This window comes from Pseudomonas marginalis, assembly GCF_001645105.1.
Lineage (GTDB): Bacteria > Pseudomonadota > Gammaproteobacteria > Pseudomonadales > Pseudomonadaceae > Aquipseudomonas > Aquipseudomonas petroselini.
On the sequence record NZ_LKEG01000042.1, the window covers coordinates 233506 to 253135 of the forward strand.

Sequence of the window (19630 nt, forward strand, 5' to 3'; positions counted from 1 at the left end):
CATATCACTGCGGGTTGGCACGGATGCTGGAAAGCAACGATTTCAGGTTGGCAGCCTTGGGCTTGACCAGCCAGAAACGACGCAGGTAATCATCGAGGTTCTCGGCGAGGTTACGACCCCATTCGCTGCCGGTCTCCTCGACGTACTCGTCCAGCACGTGCTGCAAGTGGTTCCGGTAGGATTCCATGGCTTCGCCGCTGATCCGCTGGATCTCGACCAACTCGTGGTTGACCTTGTCGACGAAGGTGTTGTCCTGGTCGAGCACGTAGGCGAAACCGCCGGTCATGCCCGAACCGAAGTTGTAACCGGTCTTGCCCAGTACCGCGACAAAGCCCCCGGTCATGTACTCACAGCAGTGATCGCCCGTGCCTTCCACCACGGTGTGGGCACCGGAGTTACGCACGGCGAAACGCTCACCGGCGGTACCGGCGGCGAACAGCTTGCCACCCGTGGCGCCGTACAAGCAGGTGTTGCCGATGATGGCACTGTCCTGGGTCTTGTAGACGCTGCCTTTAGGCGGAACGATCACCAGCTTGCCGCCAGTCATGCCCTTGCCCACGTAGTCGTTGGCGTCGCCTTCCAGGTACATGTGCAGGCCGCCGGCGTTCCACACGCCGAAGCTCTGCCCAGCGGTGCCCTTGAAGCGGAAGGTGATCGGCGCTTTCGCCATGCCCTGGTTGCCGTGCTTGCGCGCGATTTCGCCGGAGATGCGTGCACCGATGGAGCGGTCGCAGTTGCAGATATCCAAGGCGAATTCGCCGCCGCTGGCGTCATTGATCGAGGAGCCGGCCATGTCGACCATTTTCTCGGCCAACAGGCCTTTGTCGAACGGTGGGTTGCGGTCAACCTGGCAGAATTGCGGCTTGTCGGCCGGGATGTGATCGCTGCCCAACAGCGGCGTCAGGTCCAGGTGATGCTGCTTGGCGGTCTGGCCTTCGAGGATGTCCAGCAGGTCGGTACGCCCGATCAGCTCTTCGAGGGATCGCACGCCCAGCTTGGCCAGCCACTCACGGGTTTCTTCGGCCACGTAGGTGAAGAAATTCACCACCATGTCGACGGTGCCGATGTAGTGATCCTTGCGCAGCTTCTCGTTCTGAGTGGCGACGCCGGTGGCGCAGTTGTTCAGGTGGCAGATGCGCAGGTATTTGCAGCCCAGGGCGATCATCGGTGCAGTGCCGAAGCCAAAGCTTTCGGCGCCGAGGATCGCGGCCTTGATCACGTCGAGGCCGGTTTTCAGGCCGCCGTCGGTCTGTACCCGAACCTTGCCGCGCAGGTCGTTACCGCGCAGGGTCTGGTGGGTTTCCGCCAGGCCCAATTCCCACGGTGCACCGGCGTACTTGATCGAGGTCAGCGGCGAAGCGCCGGTGCCGCCGTCGTAGCCGGAGATGGTGATCAGGTCGGCATAGGCCTTGGCCACACCGGCGGCGATGGTGCCCACGCCGGCTTCTGCTACCAGTTTCACCGAGACCAGGGCCTGCGGGTTGACTTGTTTCAGGTCGAAAATCAGCTGCGACAAATCTTCAATCGAATAGATGTCGTGGTGCGGTGGCGGCGAAATCAGCGTCACGCCCGGCACTGCATAACGCAGCTTGGCGATCAGACCGTTGACCTTGCCGCCTGGCAGTTGGCCGCCTTCACCGGGCTTGGCGCCCTGGGCGACCTTGATCTGCAGCACTTCGGCGTTGACCAGGTATTCCGGGGTTACACCGAACCGGCCGGTCGCGACCTGCTTGATTTTCGAGCTCTTGATGGTGCCGTAGCGCGCCGGGTCTTCGCCGCCTTCGCCGGAGTTGGAACGCGCACCCAGGCGGTTCATGGCTTCGGCCAGGGCTTCGTGAGCCTCAGGCGACAAGGCGCCCAGGGAAATGCCGGCGGAGTCGAAGCGCTTGAGGATCGATTCCAGCGGCTCGATTTCGCTGATAGCCAACGGCGTGTCCAGGGTTTTCACCTTGAACAGGTCGCGGATCATCGACACCGGGCGGTTATCCACTAGCGCGGTGTATTCCTTGAACTTGGCGTAGTCGCCCTGCTGCACGGCGGCTTGCAGGGTGCTGACCACGTCCGGGTTGTAGGCGTGGTATTCGCCACCGTGTACGAATTTGAGCAGGCCACCTTGCTGGATCGGCTTGCGCGCGCTCCAGGCTTCGGCTGCCAAGGCTTTCTGTTCGGCTTCGATGTCGACGAAACGCGCCCCCTTGATGCGGCTCGGTACGCCACGGAAGCTCAGGTCGCACACTTCTTCAGACAGGCCGATGGCTTCGAACAGCTGTGCGCCACGGTAAGAGGTGACGGTGGAGATGCCCATCTTCGACAGGATCTTCAGCAGGCCCTTGGTGATGCCCTTCCGGTAGTTCTTGAACACCTCATAGAGGTCACCCAGCACTTCACCGGTACGGATCAGGTCGCCCAGCACTTCGTAGGCCAGGAACGGGTACACCGCCGAGGCGCCGAAGCCGATCAACACCGCAAAGTGATGCGGGTCGCGGGCAGTGGCGGTTTCCACGAGGATGTTGGAGTCGCAGCGCAGGCCTTTTTCGGTCAGGCGGTGGTGCACTGCACCGGTGGCCAGCGAGGCGTGGATCGGCAGCTTGCCCGGCGCAATGTGACGGTCGGTCAGTACGATCTGGGTACGACCGGCGCGCACAGCTTCTTCGGCCTGGTCGGCGACGTTACGCACAGCGGCTTCAAGGCCGAGGCTCTCGTCGTAGTTCAGGTCGATGATCTGGCGGTCGAAGCCTGGGCGTTCCAGGGTCATCAGCGAGCGCCACTTGGCCGGCGAAATGACCGGCGAGCTGAGGATCACGCGAGAAGCGTGCTCAGGCGATTCCTGGAAGATGTTGCGCTCGGCACCGAGGCACACCTCCAGGGACATCACGATGGCTTCACGCAGCGGGTCGATCGGTGGGTTGGTCACCTGGGCGAACTGCTGGCGGAAATAGTCGTACGGCGTACGCACGCGCTGGGACAGCACGGCCATTGGCGTGTCGTCGCCCATGGAGCCAACGGCCTCGTAGCCTTGCTCACCGAGCGGGCGCAGCACCTGGTCGCGCTCTTCGAACGTGACCTGGTACATCTTCATGTACTGCTTGAGTTGGTCGACGTCATAGAAAGCCGAACCGTGGTCGTTGTCTTCCATGGTCGCCTGGATGCGCAGGGCGTTCTTGCGCAGCCATTGCTTGTAAGGGTGACGGGACTTCAAGCGGTTGTCGATTGCGTCGGTGTCGAGGATCTGCCCGGTTTCGGTGTCCACGGCGAGGATCTGGCCAGGACCTACGCGGCCTTTGGCGATGACGTCTTCGGGCTGGTAGTTCCACACGCCGATTTCCGACGCGAGGGTGATGAAGCCGTTGGTGGTGGTCACCCAACGCGCTGGGCGCAGACCGTTACGGTCGAGCAGGCACACCGCGTAGCGGCCGTCGGTCATGACCACGCCGGCCGGGCCGTCCCACGGTTCCATGTGCATCGAGTTGTACTCGTAGAACGCACGCAGATCCGGGTCCATGGTTTCGACGTTCTGCCACGCAGGCGGAATGATCATGCGCACGCCACGGAACAGGTCGATGCCGCCGGTGACCATCAGCTCGAGCATGTTGTCCATGCTGGAGGAGTCGGAACCCACGCGGTTGACCAGCGGGCCGAGCTCTTCCAGGTCCATCAAGTCGTTGGCGAACTTGGTGCGACGGGCCACGGCCCAGTTGCGGTTGCCGGTGATGGTGTTGATCTCGCCGTTGTGGGCGAGGAAGCGGAATGGCTGGGCCAGCGGCCACTTCGGCAGGGTGTTGGTGGAGAAGCGCTGGTGGAACACGCAGATTGCGGTTTGCAGGCGCTCATCGCTCAGGTCTGGATAGAAGGCGGTCAAGTCCGCCGGCATCATCAGGCCTTTATAAATGATGGTCTTGTGGGAAAAGCTGCAGATGTAGTGTTCGGTGTCGGCGGCGTTGGACACCGACGAGCGACGACGGGAGGTGAACAGCTTGATCGCCATGTCCTGGTCGCTCAGGCCGTCGCCGGCGATGAACACTTGTTCGATCTGCGGCAGGCGCTCCAAGGCCAGGCGGCCGAGCACGCTGGTGTCGATCGGCACTTTGCGCCAGCCGACGAGTTGCAGGCCGGCAGCGAGGATCTCGCGGTTCATGTGCTCGCGAGCGGCTTCGGCTTTGACCGGGTCCTGGTTGAAGAACACCATGCCCACGGCGTACTGCTTGGGCAGGTCGGCCGCAAAGTGCTCTTTGGCGACAGCGCGCAGGAACAGGTCGGGCTTTTGAATCAGCAAGCCGCAACCGTCACCGGTCTTGCCGTCGGCGTTGATCCCACCGCGGTGGGTCATGCAGGTCAGGGCCTCGATGGCCGTTTGCAAAAGGGTATGACTGGGCTCGCCCTGCATATGGGCTATCAGGCCGAAACCGCAGTTATCCTTGAATTCATCGGGTTGGTACAGACCTGCTTTCATAGACACTTTCTCACCAGGCTGCCTCTTATACCGAGGCAAATTTCTTTTCAATTCAACCGGTTACCTTCCACGTCGAACGTACGCCGACTTAGCGGGGGCAAAAGGGAGGTCATTGTACACACCGACACAGACGCCCACAAATTTAGCGACGAAATGTCGCAAATCTATGTCGCATTTATGAAAGGTTTAAAGCGATATGCTGTGCTAGTCAAAACTTTTTTAATTCTGACCGCTACGACTCAAAAGCCACTGTGACGCAGACACCACAAAGCGCGCGGCCTGGAGGGGCTGCACGCCTTGCGATCTTTTTTGAGGTGCCGGGAGGGCGGCCTGGGTAAGGCCGCCGGATCTTCAGCGAGTTGCTGCCAGTTCTTGTTGAACGCTGGCGACAGTGCGAGGCCAAGGTTTACCAGCCTGAACCTTCGCTGGCAAGGCTTTGATGGCAGAATCAGCTGCGGCACGGCTGGAGAAGTTGCCGTAGGTGATCACGTAGAGAGGCTTGCCGTTGAGCACTTTCTTGAAATAACGGTACTCGCCGCCCTGCTCTTTCACGAACGCCTGGGCGTTGGCTTCGGAGCTGGTGCCGAGGATCTGCACCACGAAGTTGCCGGTAGGTTGGCTGGCGTACCAGCTGCTGCCAGCGGCGCCGGCTTTGGCGACAGTGGCGGCGGGTTTTTCAGCAGGCTTGGCCGCTGGCGCTGGCTTGGCGGCCGGTGCAGGGGCGACAGGCTTGGTAACCGGTGCCGGCTTCGCGGTGGCGACCGTTGGCGCAGGCGTTGGCTTGGCGGCTGCCTGACCCGCTGGCACGCCCGCAGGCGGTGCAGTCGTGGTCACGGTCGGCGGCGTGGCGCTCGAGCCTTCCACCGGCACACCGTCGTCACCTTCGGAGATACCACCGGCTTCTTCGGCGAGCGGGCCGCGCATCACAGGTTGGCCCACCATCGGCAGGCTGGTCGGTTGACCGGAGTTGGCAAATTCGACATTTGGCGTGGGCTTGCCCAGTGGCAACTGCGCCTGTTCGGTTGGCGCGCCGGCGGTCGTCGGTGCCTTGCTGCGGCCTGGGATCAACCAGGCGGCGGCGACAGCGACCACAACAACGGCGGAAATAGCCAATACGTGTTTCTTAGGCATAGTGAACCCCATCTTTGGACGCTTGACCGCAGTGCGGCTGGCAATCATGGCTTCGATCATGGCATCGCGGGCGACCTGGTTGATGGTGCCAGGCCAGCCGTCGGAGCTTTCGTGAATATCAGAGATCTGTTGAGCAGAGAAAAGTTCGATGCCCGCCCCTGCGCCTTCCAGGCGTTGAGCCAGGTATTCGCGGGTTTCTTCCTCTTCGTACGGCTGCAACTCGATAACGTGGAACAGCTCCTGTTCACCGCTGATCTGCTCCAGGTCGGCGATCAACGACGACTCACCAAACAGGAACACGTGCGGGCGACCTTCCGGCGTACCCGCCGCCAGCGCCAGCAGCGCTTCAAGGGCGGATTCGTCGAGCTGCTCGGCATCATCCACCAGCAGGTAGACTTCCTGGCCGGTCAGGCCCAGTTGCACGACCTGCTTGAGGATCGCGTTCGGCTCAGCGGTGGCCACCTCCAGCGCTTGGGCGACCTGGCGCAACACGCCCGCCGCATCACCGGCACCACGGGCCGACACCACCACGCTCTGTACCGACTGCTTGTTGGTGCTGGCCACCAGGGCCTGGCGCAGCAGAGTCTTGCCGCTGCCCAACGGGCCGGTCACGACCAGCAGCAGTTGGCTGTAGCGCGCCAGATGGTGCAACTGACCCAGCACCGGTTTGCGCTGGGCCGGGAAGAATTTGAAACCAGGCACCCGCGGAGCAAAAGGGTCGTGGCTTAACTGGTAGTGGCCGAGGAACGCCTCGTCGGCATGCAAACTAGTCATCGGGTCTTATTAACCTTTCAGCTGAGCCAGGGCGCGGTAATCCGCTCCCAGCGTGGCCTGTAAAATCTCTTTCGGATAATCGTCGGTCACGACCGCTTCGCCCATGTGGCGTAGCAGCACCAGTCGCAGTCGACCGTCGATCACTTTCTTGTCTATCGCCATATGTTCGAGGAAGTCCGCCTCGGTCATCTCCTCAGGCGGAATGACCGGCAAACCGGCGCGCTGGAACAGACGGATGCCACGATCACGCTCCTGGGCGCTGATCCAGCCCAGGCGCTGCGACATGTCCAATGCCATCACCGTGCCAGCCGCGACGGCCTCCCCATGCAACCACACACCATAGCCCATGTGCGTTTCGATCGCATGGCCGAAGGTGTGGCCCAGGTTCAAGGTGGCCCGTACACCGGACTCCCGTTCGTCGGCATTCACCACCAGCGCCTTGGCGGCACAGGAGCGCGAAATCGCCTCGGTGAGCGCCACCTGGTCGAGGTTGCGCAACGCATCCACGTGCTCTTCCAGCCAGGTCAGGAACGGCTCGTCGCAGATCAACCCGTACTTGATAACTTCCGCCAGGCCCGCCGACAACTCACGCGGTGGCAGGGTATTGAGGGTCGCGGTGTCGATCAGCACGGCTTGCGGCTGATAGAACGCACCGACCATGTTTTTGCCCAGGGGGTGGTTGATACCGGTCTTGCCGCCCACCGACGAATCGACCTGGGACAGCAGGGTGGTCGGCACCTGGATAAAGTCCACGCCACGCTGGTAGCAGGCCGCTGCAAAGCCGGCCATGTCGCCGATCACACCGCCGCCCAGGGCGATCACGGTGGTGCGGCGGTCATGGCGAGCGGTGAGCAGGCCATCAAAAATCAGTTGCAGGGTTTCCCAGTTCTTGTGGGCTTCGCCGTCGGGCAAGATCACAGAAATCACTGAGTACGCCGCCAGGCTGCGGTTCAGACGCTCAAGATACAACGGCGCGACCGTTTCGTTGGAGATGATCGCCACTTGCCGCCCGGCAATATGCGGTGCGAGCAGCTCGGGCTGGTCCAACAGACCTTCGCCGATATGGATCGGGTAGCTGCGCTCGCCTAAATCGACCTTAAGTGTCTGCATGTGTCCCCGCGTTGAAGATGTATTGACGACCGGCAACGCCAAGCGCTGGCGTCACCTGATGGCTCTACGCCACACCCCACAGGGTGATAGCGCGCCGCCGAGAATAGCGCATTTCGGGCCTGGCTTTAACGGGGTGGCAGCCGTTGCAGGCGCTCAAGAATGTCGAGGACCACCATTCGAGGTGGCCGCTCATCGGTTTCTACCACCAGATCGGCGATTTCCCGATAGAGCGGATCACGCAAGGTGAGCAGGTCTCGCAAGGTTTTCTCCGGGTTGGCCGTACGCAGCAACGGACGATTGCGATCTCGGGCAGTGCGGCCCACCTGCTGCTCAACCGACGCATGCAGGTACACCACCCGACCACCGGCATGCAGCGCGCGGCGGTTTTCATCGCGCATCACTGCACCACCGCCCGTGGCCAATACCACGCCATCGCAGCCGCACAGCTCGGCGATCATCGCCTGCTCGCGGTCACGAAAGCCCAGCTCGCCTTCCTTATCGAAGATCCATGGGATATTGGCACCCGTGCGCAATTCAATTTCCTTGTCGGAATCTTTGAATGGCAGGCGCAGCTCTTTGGCCAGCAAACGGCCGATGGTGCTTTTTCCAGCCCCCATCGGTCCTACAAGAATCAAATTTCGCACAGAATCAACGACTCACAGCAATCGCCTGGTTATTCATAATACGCGGAGTCAGGAATACCAGCAGCTCGGATTTTTTCTCCGCCACCACATCGCGCCGGAAAAGGCGGCCAAGATACGGCACATCGCCCAAAAATGGCACTTTATCTACCACTTTGCTTTGGGTATTGGAGAAAACCCCGCCGATGACAATGGTCTCGCCGTCCTTGACCAACACCTTGGCGTTGACCTCGTTTTTCTTGATCGGCGGCACATCGTTGAGTTTGTTCAGGTAGTCAGGCTCATCCTTGGTGACCTTGACCTCCATGATCACCCGGTCGTCAGGGGTGATCTGCGGGGTGACTTCCAGCGACAACGAAGCCTCCTTGAAGGACACCGACGTGGCGCCACTGGAGCTGGATTCTTGATAGGGGATCTCGGTGCCCTTGAGGATGCGCGCGGTTTCCTTGTCAGAAGTGACCACCTTGGGTTGCGAGACGATTTCACCGTTGCCGGTTTTCTCCATGGCGGTCAGCTCCAGGTCCAGCAGCAGGTTATCGGTGATAAAGGCGATGCCCAGGCCCGAGGTGCCCGTCAGCGAACCCAAGTCGACAAAGGGCGAACTGGGCGGGTTTTCCGGCGGTTCCGCGCCTTCAGGTTGAGGTTTGGGAATGCCGCCCGCGCCCCAGTTACCGCGATTGAGTCGCCCACCCCAGCGTGCGCCCAGACTTTTGTCGTAATCGACATTGGCCTCGACAATCCGCGCCTCGATCATGACCTGGCGCACCGGAATATCCAGCTGTGCCACGATCCGCCGCAGCTCTTCCAAACGCTCCCCGGTCTGGTAGGCGATGATGTTGTTGGTGCGGTCATCGACGGCTACCGAGCCACGCTCGTCGGTCACGCCCTCAAGGCCGGTGACCGACTGGAACAGTTTGGCCAAGTCGGCCGCCTTGGCGTAATTGACTTGCAACAGCTCCCGCCGCAAGGGCGCCAGTTCAGCCATTTGCTTGCGCGACTCAAGGGTCAGCAGCTCGCGCGCAGCCAACTCTTCGGCGGGCGCCACCAGCAATACGCCTGCCTTGACCCGCTTATCCAAGCCTTTGGCTTGCAGCACCAGGTCCAGCGCCTGGTCCCAGGGCACATCCTTGAGGCGCAGGGTGATCGAGCCCTGCACATCGTCGCTGGCGATCAGGTTGAGGCCCGCCACATCGGCAATTTGCTGCAGTGCGGTGCGCAGCTCGATGCTCTGGAAGTTAAGGTTAAGCCTGTCCCCTTTGTAGGCGCCCACGGTGGCGCTAGCGGGGGGCGGCAACTGGATCAGGTCTACGCGATTGGGCACAGCAACAGCCATCGGTGTCGTGAACGCTATCCATAGCGCCACACCGAAGGACGAGAAAGTCCTTTTCATTGTTTGATTCCGTTATGAGTTGACGTTTAACACGAGGGTTCGAGGGCGTTCCAGCCAGGCTCCCTGGCCATCAGGAAACAGTTCGACCAGTTCTATATAACGCTCATGAATGGCCGTGACCCGGCCATGGTCCGGCCCCAAATAGTCACCGACCGCCAGGCGATGCACCTTGGATGCGGCACGCAGCAGGGCAAAAGCCTGCAGCCCACGGGACAGCGTGCCGACCATCTGGAACTGTTCCACCGCAAGGCTTTCCAGGGCTCCGCGCGGCCGGCTGAGGTCCGGCGCACGGGCTGGCCGACCAGGAACATGATCGACTAGAACGGCAAGCCGCTGGAAAGGATCGCGCAAGCCGCTGATGTCGTAAGCAAAGGGCTGCCCCCGCTGGGCCTGCCCAGCCATCCCGCCGCCTTGCCGCCAGTAGGCCTTGACCAGCAGATCGAGGCGCACCAGCGTGCCCTCACGCCGTAGGGTAACGTCGTGCACCGTGGCGATTCGCGGCAGGCTACCCAGGCTGCTCAGGAACATTGCCTGATCGTGATAAGCCCCGGTCAAACCGATCTGCACCGGCTGCTCGTGATAGAACGACCGAGGCTGCTCATCCAGCGGAGTGACACTCTCGACCAGCAAACCATTGGCCAACGCCAAGCCAGCGATGTCTTCCAGCAAGCCGGGCATTTCGGACGCTCCAGGCAGCGCCTGAAAAAGCTCATCGGCTGTCGCCTGCATCAGTTGGAGCTGTTGCGTGCGCGCCTCAAGGCTGGCAGCCAGGACTGTCTTCTGTGTGACGTGCTGCTGCAGGGCCACTTCCCGCGCCTCGACCTGGCGCAACCGCTCCCGCGAAGGGCTCAGGTACACAAGGTCGCCCACCACAAACACCACGCCCGCCAGTGCACAGCCCAACAGGGCCTTGCCAGGTAGGGGCCATTTCGCAGCGTTGTGAGTGAGTGCAGAAAGAGTGAGCCTTGGCAGGCTCAAGGTTGAGCCCCGGAGGACTCGCCCTGGCGCACCATCAGCTGGAATTCGTTGTTGCCGCGTGCGCCATCCGTTCGCACCTGTTGCAACCGAGTGGAATGGGCACCTTGCGCCGCCTCCAGGCGGCGCATCAACTGGGCGATGTCCTGGCTGGATTCGGCGCTGCCGCTGATACTCACCGTATCGCCCTTCGCCACCACTTCGTGCAGGTGCACCCCGTCGGGTACCGCGCGCGCCAACTGATCCAACAGTTGAGCACCGGATGAGCGGGTATCGTGCAGGTCTTGCACGACCTTCATGCGCTGCGCCAATTGCTGACTTTGCTCCTGCAGGTCGTCGATGGTCTTGATACGCGAATCCAGGCCAGCGATGTCCTTGCCCAGATGGTCATTGCGGGTCACCTGCCGGTCAATCGCCTGGTCGATCACCTGGTCCGCCAGCCATACGGCGGCGAGCGCGGCGCAGGCGAACGCCAGCAAAAACGCCAGCCAATACTTGCGTCGTCGCTCTGCCAGCGCCTGGCGCCATGGCAATAGGTTGATTCGTGTCTTCAAGCGAAACTCCTCAGGGCCAGCCCGCAAGCAATTCCCATCCCTTGGGCATCCACGGCCCATTGTGCACCATCGACTCGATGGCCCGGCGTGAAGCTGGCGAAATCCTGACTGCAAGCGCGCGCCAATGCAAACGCTTCGACGTCGACCACCCTCGGCACCAACCCGGCCAGGGCCAGAACGGCTTCCCGCGCCTCTACCTGCTCTTTCAGGCACGCGGCCAGCAGTACCTCGACACGGCCTGGATTGAGGGCTGTAGGCCCGCGCACTTGAAAGTCGATAGCCACGTCATCCAGCGGATAAGGAATGTACTGGTCCGCCTCCATCTGGATCATCCAGGTCATCTCATCGTCAGTGAGCCCGGCCTCCATCTCGATCATCCGCGTGATCACCGAAGGCCCGGCCACGGCAGCCGCAGCGCCACGGGCCGACGTCGACAACCGCGACAACGCACTGCGCAGAGCGCGTGCCACAGCGTCGAGATCGAGGAATGTGCCGTCGACCACTGCGTGCGCAGGCAATGCCTGCGTGACGTAGCCCTGAACGCTGTAGCCTGAAGTGCAGCGGCCCAGCTCGACCAGCCGTATGGCCCTGTCATTGATGTCGACACCCAGAAGCGTGTCGACTTTGCGCGTGAAAAATCCCTTTCCCATAAAACTCCCCAACACTTTGTCTGTCATACCGCCTGATTGCCGCCGGGCGCCATGCATTCGGTCGACTTGTTGAACAGGCGCGAATGACGCCCGAAGTCGAAAAATGCTTTAATGCCCAGCGTTTTTTCCCGCTTTTTATCTGCAGCTCGGGTCGATCCATCGTTTGCCATGCATGCCCCGACGCCTAACTCATTCTTTTCTCTGGAAATCCAAAAGCCTTGATTCGTCTGCTGAAGTTTTTCGGGTACTCCATTGTCGCCATCGTTTGCGGGCTGCTGCTCGTGCTCAGCGGGGCCTACCTCTACCTTAGTCCGGGTTTGCCCTCCGTAGAGGCCCTTAGAAGTATCCAGTTGCAGATTCCTTTGCGGGTCTACAGCAGCGATGAAAAACTGATCGCGGAGTTCGGCGAAATGCGCCGCACACCGATCCGTTTTGCCGATATTCCGCCCAATTTCATCAGCGCCCTGCTCTCGGCCGAAGACGATAATTTTGCCAACCACTATGGCGTCGACCCCAGCAGCCTGGTGCGTGCGGCGACACAATTGGTAAAAAGCGGACACATTCAATCCGGCGGCAGCACCATCACCATGCAGGTGGCGAAGAACTTCTTCCTCACCAGCGAGCGCAGCTTTTCGCGCAAGGCCACCGAGATCCTCCTGGCACTGCAGATCGAACGTCAGCTGACCAAGGACGAGATCCTCGAGCTGTACGTGAACAAGATCTACCTGGGCAACCGCGCCTACGGAATCGAGGCGGCCTCCCAGGTCTACTATGGCAAGTCCATCCGTGACGCCAGCCTGGCGCAGATGGCCATGATTGCCGGCCTGCCCAAAGCGCCATCGCGCTTCAACCCACTGGCCAACCCGGCCCGCAGCAAAGAACGTCGCGACTGGATCCTGGGCCGCATGTACAAGCTGGGCAAAATCGACCAAGCCGCTTACGAAAGCGCCGTGGCTGAGCCTTTGAACGCCAGCTACCACGTGCCGACACCGGAAGTGAACGCCCCTTATATCGCCGAGATGGCGCGTGCCGAGATGGTCGGCCGTTACGGCAGCGAGGCCTACACAGAAGGCTTCCGCGTGACCACCACCGTACCGAGCAACTTGCAGGACATCGCCAATGAGGCGGTGCATTCAGGCCTCATCACCTACGACCAGCGCCACGGTTACCGTGGCCCTGAATCGCGCCTGCCGGGCAAAACGCTGAGCGCCTGGACCACAGAGCTTGGCAAACAACGCCCGATCAGCGGCCTGGAGCCGGCCATCGTCACCCAGGTGAAGAAAGATGGCGTGCAGGTGCTGACCCGTACCGGCGAAGCCCATGTGGCGTGGGACAGCATGAAATGGGCGCGCCCTTTCCTGAATACCAACAGCATGGGCGCGATGCCTAAGCAGCCGTCGGACGTGGCGCAAGTGGGCGATCTGATCCGCGTACAACGCCAGAAGGACGACAGCCTCAAATTCAGCCAGGTGCCACTGGCCCAAGGCGCGCTGGTTTCGCTGGACCCACAGAATGGTGCAATCCGCGCCCTGGTCGGCGGCTTCGCGTTTGAGCAGAGCAACTACAACCGCGCGACCCAGGCCAAGCGCCAGCCGGGCTCGAGCTTCAAGCCGTTCATCTACAGCGCCGCACTGGACAACGGCTACACCGCCGCCAGCCTGGTCAACGATGCGCCTATCGTGTTTGTCGACGAGTACCTGGACAAGGTCTGGCGTCCGAAGAACGACACCAACACCTTCCTCGGCCCGATCCGCATCCGTGAGGCGCTGTACAAGTCGCGTAACCTGGTGTCGATCCGCTTGCTGCAGGCCATGGGCGTGGGCAAGACCATCGATTACATGACGCGCTTTGGCTTCGCCAAGTCGGACCTGCCGCCGAACCTGTCCCTGGCCTTGGGTACGGCGACCCTTACACCGATGGAAATCGCCACCGGCTGGAGCACGTTTGCCAACGGCGGCTACAAGATCGCGCCGTATCTGATCGACAAGATCGAAAGCCGCAATGGCGACACCCTGTTCACGGCCAACCCGCCGCGCGTGCCGGGGGATGTGGTCAATGGCGTAGCGGCGACTGATGGCCTGGCAGCTCCGAGCAACGGAGGCATCACCATCGAGCCGACCCCAGGCACAACGCCTGCGGCCAACGGCACGCCGGCTGAGCCCCAGACGCCTGCGGTCGCCGAGCGCATCGTCGACGGCCGTACCACTTATATCCTCAACAGCATCCTGGAAGACGTCATCAAGAAAGGTACCGGCCGCCGCGCACTGGCGCTGAACCGTCCGGACATCGCCGGCAAGACCGGTACCACCAACGAGTCCAAGGACGCCTGGTTCTCCGGCTACAACGCCGACTACGTGACCACCGTATGGACCGGTTATGACCAGCCGGAAAGCTTGGGCCGCCGCGAGTTCGGGGGCACCGTCGCACTGCCGATCTGGATGAGCTACATGGGCGCGGCCTTGAAGGACAAGCCGCCGCATACGCAGCCTGAGCCGGAAGGCATCCTCAGCCTGCGCATCGACCCGGTCAGCGGCCGCGCGGCCTCGCCAAGCACGCCGAATGCGTACTTCGAACTGTTCAAGAGCGAAGACACGCCGCCATCGGTCAATGAGCTGGGCAATGGCGTTGCGCCCGGCAGCCCACTGCCGGCGGACGAGGCGGCGCCGATCGATTTGTTCTGACCTGTAGTGAGCGGGCTTGTCGAGTCGTCGCACCGCCCGCGCTGGGTGGCGAAGCCGCCCCAATCCAGGCACCGAGTTTCTCCAGTTAGAACCAAGTGTCAGTTTTGGGGCGGCTTCGCCACCCAGCGCGGGGCAAGCCCGCTCACTACAAGGGCCATGCGAACACCACACAGCAAAAAGCCCCGACTCGTGAGAGCCGGGGCTTTTTGTTGGTGCGCTACAACGGCTTAGCCGTTGAACACATCATCCACGCTTTGCAGCGGGTAGTTTTTAGGATACGGCAGGGTGGCCACACCGGTCTCGATGGCGGCTTTGGCCACGGCATCGGAGATCAGGGTGATCAGGCGCTTATCCATTGGTTTCGGGATGATGTACTCACGACCGAATTCCAGCTTGGCGCCGCCGTAGGCATCGCACACATCCTGAGGCACCGGCAGCTTGGCCAGTTCGCGCAGGGCGTTGGCGGCCGCCACTTTCATCTCTTCGTTGATGCGCTTGGCGCGAACGTCCAGGGCGCCACGGAAGATGAACGGGAAGCCCAGTACGTTGTTGACCTGGTTCGGGTAGTCCGAACGGCCAGTCGCCATGATCACGTCGTTACGGGTGGCGTGCGCCAGTTCCGGGGCGATTTCCGGGTCTGGGTTGGAGCAGGCGAACACGATCGGGTTGGCCGCCATGGACTTCAGGCCTTCGGCGCTCAGCAGGTTCGGACCGGACAGGCCCACGAACACGTCAGCACCGTTCAGGGCGTCAGCCAGGGTGCGCTTGGAGGACGGGTGGGCAAACATCGCCTTGTACTGGTTCAGGTCGGTACGCTCGGACTGGATCACGCCCTTGCTGTCGACCATGTAGATGTTTTCCAGCTTGGCGCCCATGCTGACGATCAGCTTCATGCAAGAGATGGCTGCAGCGCCGGCGCCCAGGCAGACGATCTTGGCATCAGCCAGGGTCTTGCCGGCGATTTCCAGGGCGTTGATCATGCCGGCCGCGGTAACGATCGCGGTGCCGTGCTGGTCATCGTGGAATACCGGAATGTCGCACTGTTCGATCAGGGCCTTTTCGATCTCGAAGCACTCAGGTGCCTTGATGTCTTCCAGGTTGATGCCACCGAAGGTGATGGAAATGCGCTTGACCGTGTCGATGAAAGCCTGCGGGCTCTCGGAGTCGACTTCGATGTCGAAAACGTCGATGCCGGCAAAGCGCTTAAACAGCACGCCCTTACCTTCCATCACCGGCTTGGAAGCCAATGGGCCGAGGTTACCCAGGCCGAGAATCGCGGTGCCATCGGAAATCACTGCAACCAGGTTGCCTTTGCCGGTGTACTTGTACGCCAGTTCAGGGTCGCGGGCGATTTCACGTACGGGCTCGGCAACACCAGGGCTGTAGGCCAGCGACAGGTCGCGGGCGGTGGCAGTGGCCTTGGTGAGCTCTACACTCAGCTTTCCTGGACGAGGATGGGCATGATATTCGAGAGCGGCAGTTTTCAAATCAGACATATCGGCATTCCGCTTTTACTGTTGGTCGACGGACCGCCGAGGATACGCGTGTCGTAAAGTCCCTACAAGACTGGGCAGTCACAGGTGTCAAGGCCCCAAAGCGCCGTACTTTGGTCTAAGGCCACGGGATACAAGGGCTCAACTGTTCACAATCGAATAAAAAAATGTCTACAACTTTTTCTTATTCAGTCGATTTAAGCATGCTGGGATCGGTCAGCGGCAACAGCCAGCGGGCCTGGTCGTTTTTCAGGCCGCCACGCTCAGCACGGTCCTGCACCCAGCCACGGGCCTCAATTGTCTTACCTTGCAGACCACTAAGCCATGCAGCGTCGAATTGGCGGACGAGGTCGGGTGCAATGCGCAATACCAGTGCACCGTGCAATTCGATCCAGATTCCGCCGCGATTGCGTTCGATCTTGCTTACCCGCCCGCTGACCAAGGCAAAGCCGGATTGCTTGAGTTGCGCCACATTTTGCACGGGTGATTGCCGCCAAAGACCCACCCGCGCCTTGCGGGCAGCGTTTTCGGCAGCCTGCTGGCAAGCGACGAGATCGACATTGGGCGCAACACCTACTTGAAACCCCAGCCCCTGGGCCAGCAGTTGTGCTTCCAGGTTCTCGCCGTCAGCGCTGTAGAGGTGGGCCAACGTTCGGCCGTAACGGTCCTTGCTCTCGCGGCCTGGCACCAGCCCGACGCGGTGGTTGCTGGCATCCACCAAGGCCTGCAAATGCTGGCGGGCAGCGACGGCATAGGGCTCATCGGAGCGGCCACGCTTGCCGGTTTCCGGTGCATTGAGGCCAATCATCCGCACGCTGCGACCATCCTTGAGGCGCACCGTGTCGCCATCCACCACGCGCTGCACCTCCACCTGGGCCAGGGCGGCCGGAGCGGGGCAAAACACCTCGGCCTGGGCGACTGAAAGCCAAATCCCAGGCACAAAAAAGGCGCCCGCGAGGGACGCCTTTTTCAACAGCTGGCAAAAGCCCATAAGGCTTTTGAGCCTTACTCTGCTGGAGTAGCAGCAGGCTTCTTGCCGAAAGCACCAAAGCGATCTGCGAAGCGCTGTACACGGCCGCCGGTGTCCAGAGTTTTCTGCTTACCGGTGTAGAACGGGTGGCACTCGTTGCATACGTCAGTACCCAGTGGCTTGCACAGGTTCGAACGGGTTTCGAACTTGTTGCCGCAGCTGCAGGTGACTTCGATGGTTTCGTACGCTGGATGGATATCGGCTTTCATGGCACTTCCTCGGGCTAGCGTGCCGCCACTCGACACTATTGTCGAATACCGCACGTAATTAGGCCGCGGATTCTACCAGACCTTTTCAATCGCGCAAGCGGCGACACTATTTGCTTGTAAAGATAAAAGCACCTTTCATCAGAAAAGCGCGGCATACCCAAGCCACCCCTCGTCTGCTAGGCTCGCGCCCCTGCGCCACCGCCTGCCTTTATATGAGACCCCTCGCGTGCCCGACGCCATATTGCGCCTAGCCCTGCCCTCGCCCCTGCGCCGCCTGTTCGATTACCGGGCCCCGGCCGGCGTGCTGCGGGCGCAGTTGCAGCCGGGCATGCGCGTGCGCGTACCGTTCGGGCGCCGAGAGATGATTGGCATCCTGGTAGAAATCGCCGACCACAGCGAAGTGCCGGCCGAGAAGCTCAAGCCGGCCTTGGCGATCCTCGACGCCACCCCACCGCTGCCACCCACGCTGTTCAAGCTGTGCCTGTGGACCGCCCAGTATTACCAGCACAGCCTGGGCGACACCTTGAGCTGGGCGCTGCCGGTGCTGCTGCGCCAGGGCGAACTGGCCGAAGCGCGCCAGGAACGCTTCTGGTCGATGGTCCCCGGGGCGCGACTCGACGACCCGCGCATCGCCCGCGCGCCGCGCCAGCGTGAAGCCTTGGCCACACTGGCGCAGCACCCCCATGGCGTGGCTCACCAACTATTAAGCAAGCTGATGCTGAGCAAAGACAGCCTCGACCTGCTGTTGGCCAAAGGCATGGTGCAGGTGGAAATCCGCAAGCACGCCCCCGATGCCCGTCACGAACACTGGCTGGCGCAACCGGAACTGCCGCTGAACCCCGAGCAACGCGCCGCCTATGAGGCGATTCGCGCCGGCTTCGACAGTTTCCACGCCTTCCTGCTGGCCGGCGTCACCGGCAGCGGCAAGACCGAAGTCTATCTGCAGTTGATCCGCGAAACCCTGCAGGCCGGCAAACAGGCGCTGGTGCTGATCCCCGAGATCAACCTGGGCCCGCAGACCCTGGCGCGCTTCGAACAGCGCTTCAACGCACGCATCGCGCTGGTGCACTCGGCGGTCAACGACCGTGAACGCCTGGAGTCCTGGCTGGCCGCGCGAGATGGCGACGCCGACATTATTATCGGCACCCGCTCGGCCCTGTTTACGCCGATGAAAAACCCCGGGCTGATCATCATCGACGAGGAGCATGACGGCTCCTACAAGCAGCAGGAAGGCCTGCGCTACCACGCCCGCGACCTCGCACTGGTGCGCGCACGCCAGGAAGACATCCCGATTGTGCTGGGTTCGGCCACGCCGTCCCTGGAAAGCCTGCACAACGCCTACACCGGCCGTTACGGCCTCCTGCGCCTGAACGAGCGGGCGGGCGGCGCCAAGCAGCCACGTTTCCTGCGCCTGGACGTCAAAAGCCGCCCGCTGGACAGCGGTATTTCCGGTCCGATGCAACAAGCCATCGGCCAGACCCTCGCCGCCGGCCAGCAGGTGTTGGTGTTTCTCAATCGCCGAGGTTTTGCGCCGACCCTGCTGTGTCATGACTGTGGCTGGATGTCCGAATGCGAGCGCTGCGATGCGCGCATGACCGTGCACCAGCGCCATGGCGAGTTGCGCTGCCACCATTGCGGCCATGTGGAACGGGTGCCGCGTCACTGCCCGCAGTGCGGCAAGGTCGACCTGCGACCGGTAGGCGCAGGGACCGAACGGGCCGAAGAACGCCTGGGCATCCTGTTCCCAGACTACCCGGTACTGCGCGTCGACCGCGACAGCACGTCGCGCAAGGACGCGATGAACCAACTGTTCGCGACCATCCAGAAAGGCCAGCCGTGCATCCTGATCGGCACGCAAATGCTTGCCAAAGGGCACCACTTTCCACGAGTGACGCTGGTATCGATCCTGGATGCCGATGGCGGGCTGTTCTCCGGGGATTTTCGCGCCAGCGAACGCATGGCACAGTTGATCGTCCAAGTCGCCGGCCGCGCGGGCCGCGCCGAAGAGCCAGGCCGGGTGATTATCCAGACGCACCTGGCCGACCACCCACTGCTGATCCAACTGACGGAACAAGGCTACTTTGCCTTCGCCGAACAGGCGCTCAGCGAACGCCGCGCCGCCGGCCTGCCGCCGTTTTCCCACCTGGCCTTGCTGCGCGCCGAGGCCCACAAACCGGGGCAAGCAGAGAGCTTTCTGGATGAAGCGTGCAGCGCCGCCGAACGTTTGCTCGGCGAACTGGGTCTGAGCGGCATCGAACTGCTCGGCCCGGTGCCCGCGCCCATGGAGCGCCGCGCCGGGCGCTATCGGGCTCAGCTACTCTTGCAGGCAACCTCGCGCGCGCCCCTGCATCGGCTATTAAGTAGCTGGTTGCTTGCCCTGGAGCAAATGCCCAGCGGCCGACAGGTGAGATGGTCGCTGGACGTTGACCCGGTAGACCTTTATTGAATTGCCCTTGTGGCGAGGGAGCTTGCTCCCGCTGGGGTGCGAAGCGGCCCCAACGATTTTGGGAGTGCTCCGCACTCCAGCGGGAGCAAGCTCCCT

13 protein-coding genes and 1 pseudogene are annotated in these 19630 nt (G+C 62.0%); 2 read left to right on the plus strand and 12 right to left on the minus strand.

What is annotated here, in order from left to right; all coding sequences use genetic code 11:
- Window positions 1–4 precede the first annotated feature (4 nt).
- The 9 genes and pseudogenes from gltB to AO064_RS30715 all read right to left on the minus strand — a co-directional run bounded on the left by gltB (window position 5) and on the right by AO064_RS30715 (window position 11845).
- Window positions 5–4450, minus strand: a complete 4446-nt coding sequence (gene gltB, locus AO064_RS16810) for a glutamate synthase large subunit (RefSeq protein WP_064054055.1) — start codon at window positions 4448–4450, stop codon at window positions 5–7.
- 351 nt (window positions 4451–4801) lie between these two features.
- On the minus strand, window positions 4802–6355 hold the full coding sequence (locus AO064_RS16820) for an SPOR domain-containing protein (protein WP_046033864.1): 1554 nt from the start codon (window positions 6353–6355) through the stop codon (window positions 4802–4804).
- A 9-nt stretch (window positions 6356–6364) separates the two neighbouring features.
- Entirely contained in the window at window positions 6365–7465 is a 1101-nt protein-coding gene (aroB, locus tag AO064_RS16825; protein WP_012721816.1) for a 3-dehydroquinate synthase, read from the minus strand.
- A gap of 125 nt (window positions 7466–7590) precedes the next feature.
- Window positions 7591–8109: a shikimate kinase AroK gene (gene aroK / locus AO064_RS16830; protein ID WP_010213757.1), complete on the minus strand. Its 519-nt coding sequence runs from the start codon at window positions 8107–8109 to the stop codon at window positions 7591–7593.
- 4 nt (window positions 8110–8113) lie between these two features.
- Window positions 8114–9370 (minus strand): annotated as a pseudogene (locus AO064_RS16835) (type IV pilus secretin PilQ); the annotation flags it as partial.
- Between the two features lie 138 nt (window positions 9371–9508).
- Window positions 9509–10474 carry a pilus assembly protein PilP gene (locus AO064_RS16840; protein ID WP_064054056.1) on the minus strand — a complete coding sequence of 322 codons (966 nt, stop codon included), beginning with the start codon at window positions 10472–10474 and terminating at the stop codon, window positions 9509–9511.
- A complete protein-coding gene (locus tag AO064_RS16845) occupies window positions 10471–11025 on the minus strand; it encodes a PilN domain-containing protein (protein WP_064054057.1) in 555 nt (184 codons plus the stop codon). Before AO064_RS16845 ends, AO064_RS16840 begins: the two co-directional genes overlap by 4 nt.
- Window positions 11022–11675: a type IV pilus biogenesis protein PilM gene (pilM, locus tag AO064_RS16850; RefSeq protein ID WP_064054090.1), complete on the minus strand. Its 654-nt coding sequence runs from the start codon at window positions 11673–11675 to the stop codon at window positions 11022–11024. The genes AO064_RS16845 and pilM overlap by 4 nt, the downstream gene beginning before the upstream one ends.
- 23 nt (window positions 11676–11698) lie before the next feature.
- Complete coding sequence (locus tag AO064_RS30715) at window positions 11699–11845, minus strand: hypothetical protein (RefSeq protein WP_156521570.1); 147 nt, start codon at window positions 11843–11845, stop codon at window positions 11699–11701.
- 51 nt (window positions 11846–11896) lie between these two features.
- On the opposite strand from AO064_RS30715, the gene AO064_RS16855 reads away from it, so the two are divergent.
- Window positions 11897–14356 carry a penicillin-binding protein 1A gene (locus AO064_RS16855; RefSeq protein ID WP_370636104.1) on the plus strand — a complete coding sequence of 820 codons (2460 nt, stop codon included), beginning with the start codon at window positions 11897–11899 and terminating at the stop codon, window positions 14354–14356.
- 227 nt (window positions 14357–14583) lie between these two features.
- Here the strand turns inward: AO064_RS16855 and AO064_RS16860 are convergent, their stop codons facing one another.
- The 3 genes from AO064_RS16860 to rpmE all read right to left on the minus strand — a co-directional run bounded on the left by AO064_RS16860 (window position 14584) and on the right by rpmE (window position 17088).
- A complete protein-coding gene (locus AO064_RS16860; RefSeq protein ID WP_064054058.1) occupies window positions 14584–15852 on the minus strand; it encodes a malic enzyme-like NAD(P)-binding protein in 1269 nt (422 codons plus the stop codon).
- Between the two features lie 181 nt (window positions 15853–16033).
- On the minus strand, window positions 16034–16840 hold the full coding sequence (locus AO064_RS16865) for a thermonuclease family protein (RefSeq protein WP_064054059.1): 807 nt from the start codon (window positions 16838–16840) through the stop codon (window positions 16034–16036).
- 14 nt (window positions 16841–16854) lie between these two features.
- Complete coding sequence (gene rpmE / locus AO064_RS16870; protein ID WP_005784030.1) at window positions 16855–17088, minus strand: 50S ribosomal protein L31; 234 nt, start codon at window positions 17086–17088, stop codon at window positions 16855–16857.
- A 226-nt stretch (window positions 17089–17314) separates the two neighbouring features.
- Between rpmE and AO064_RS16875 the strand changes: the two genes are divergently transcribed.
- The gene (locus AO064_RS16875) at window positions 17315–19534 is read left to right on the plus strand and encodes a primosomal protein N' (RefSeq protein WP_064054060.1); all 2220 of its coding nucleotides are present in this window, start codon (window positions 17315–17317) and stop codon (window positions 19532–19534) included.
- Window positions 19535–19630 lie beyond the last annotated feature (96 nt).

What these genes read in the sequence shown, in the direction of transcription:
- gltB (WP_064054055.1), bottom strand. Translation starts at nt 4,450, where the DNA reads ATGAAAGCAGGTCTGTACCAACCCGATGAATTCAAGGATAACTGCGGT.
- AO064_RS16820 (WP_046033864.1), bottom strand. Translation starts at nt 6,355, where the DNA reads ATGACTAGTTTGCATGCCGACGAGGCGTTCCTCGGCCACTACCAGTTA.
- aroB (WP_012721816.1), bottom strand. Translation starts at nt 7,465, where the DNA reads ATGCAGACACTTAAGGTCGATTTAGGCGAGCGCAGCTACCCGATCCAT.
- pilM (WP_064054090.1), bottom strand. Translation starts at nt 11,675, where the DNA reads ATGGGAAAGGGATTTTTCACGCGCAAAGTCGACACGCTTCTGGGTGTC.
- AO064_RS30715 (WP_156521570.1), bottom strand. Translation starts at nt 11,845, where the DNA reads ATGGCAAACGATGGATCGACCCGAGCTGCAGATAAAAAGCGGGAAAAA.
- AO064_RS16860 (WP_064054058.1), bottom strand. Translation starts at nt 15,852, where the DNA reads ATGTCTGATTTGAAAACTGCCGCTCTCGAATATCATGCCCATCCTCGT.
- AO064_RS16865 (WP_064054059.1), bottom strand. Translation starts at nt 16,840, where the DNA reads ATGGGCTTTTGCCAGCTGTTGAAAAAGGCGTCCCTCGCGGGCGCCTTT.
- rpmE (WP_005784030.1), bottom strand. Translation starts at nt 17,088, where the DNA reads ATGAAAGCCGATATCCATCCAGCGTACGAAACCATCGAAGTCACCTGC.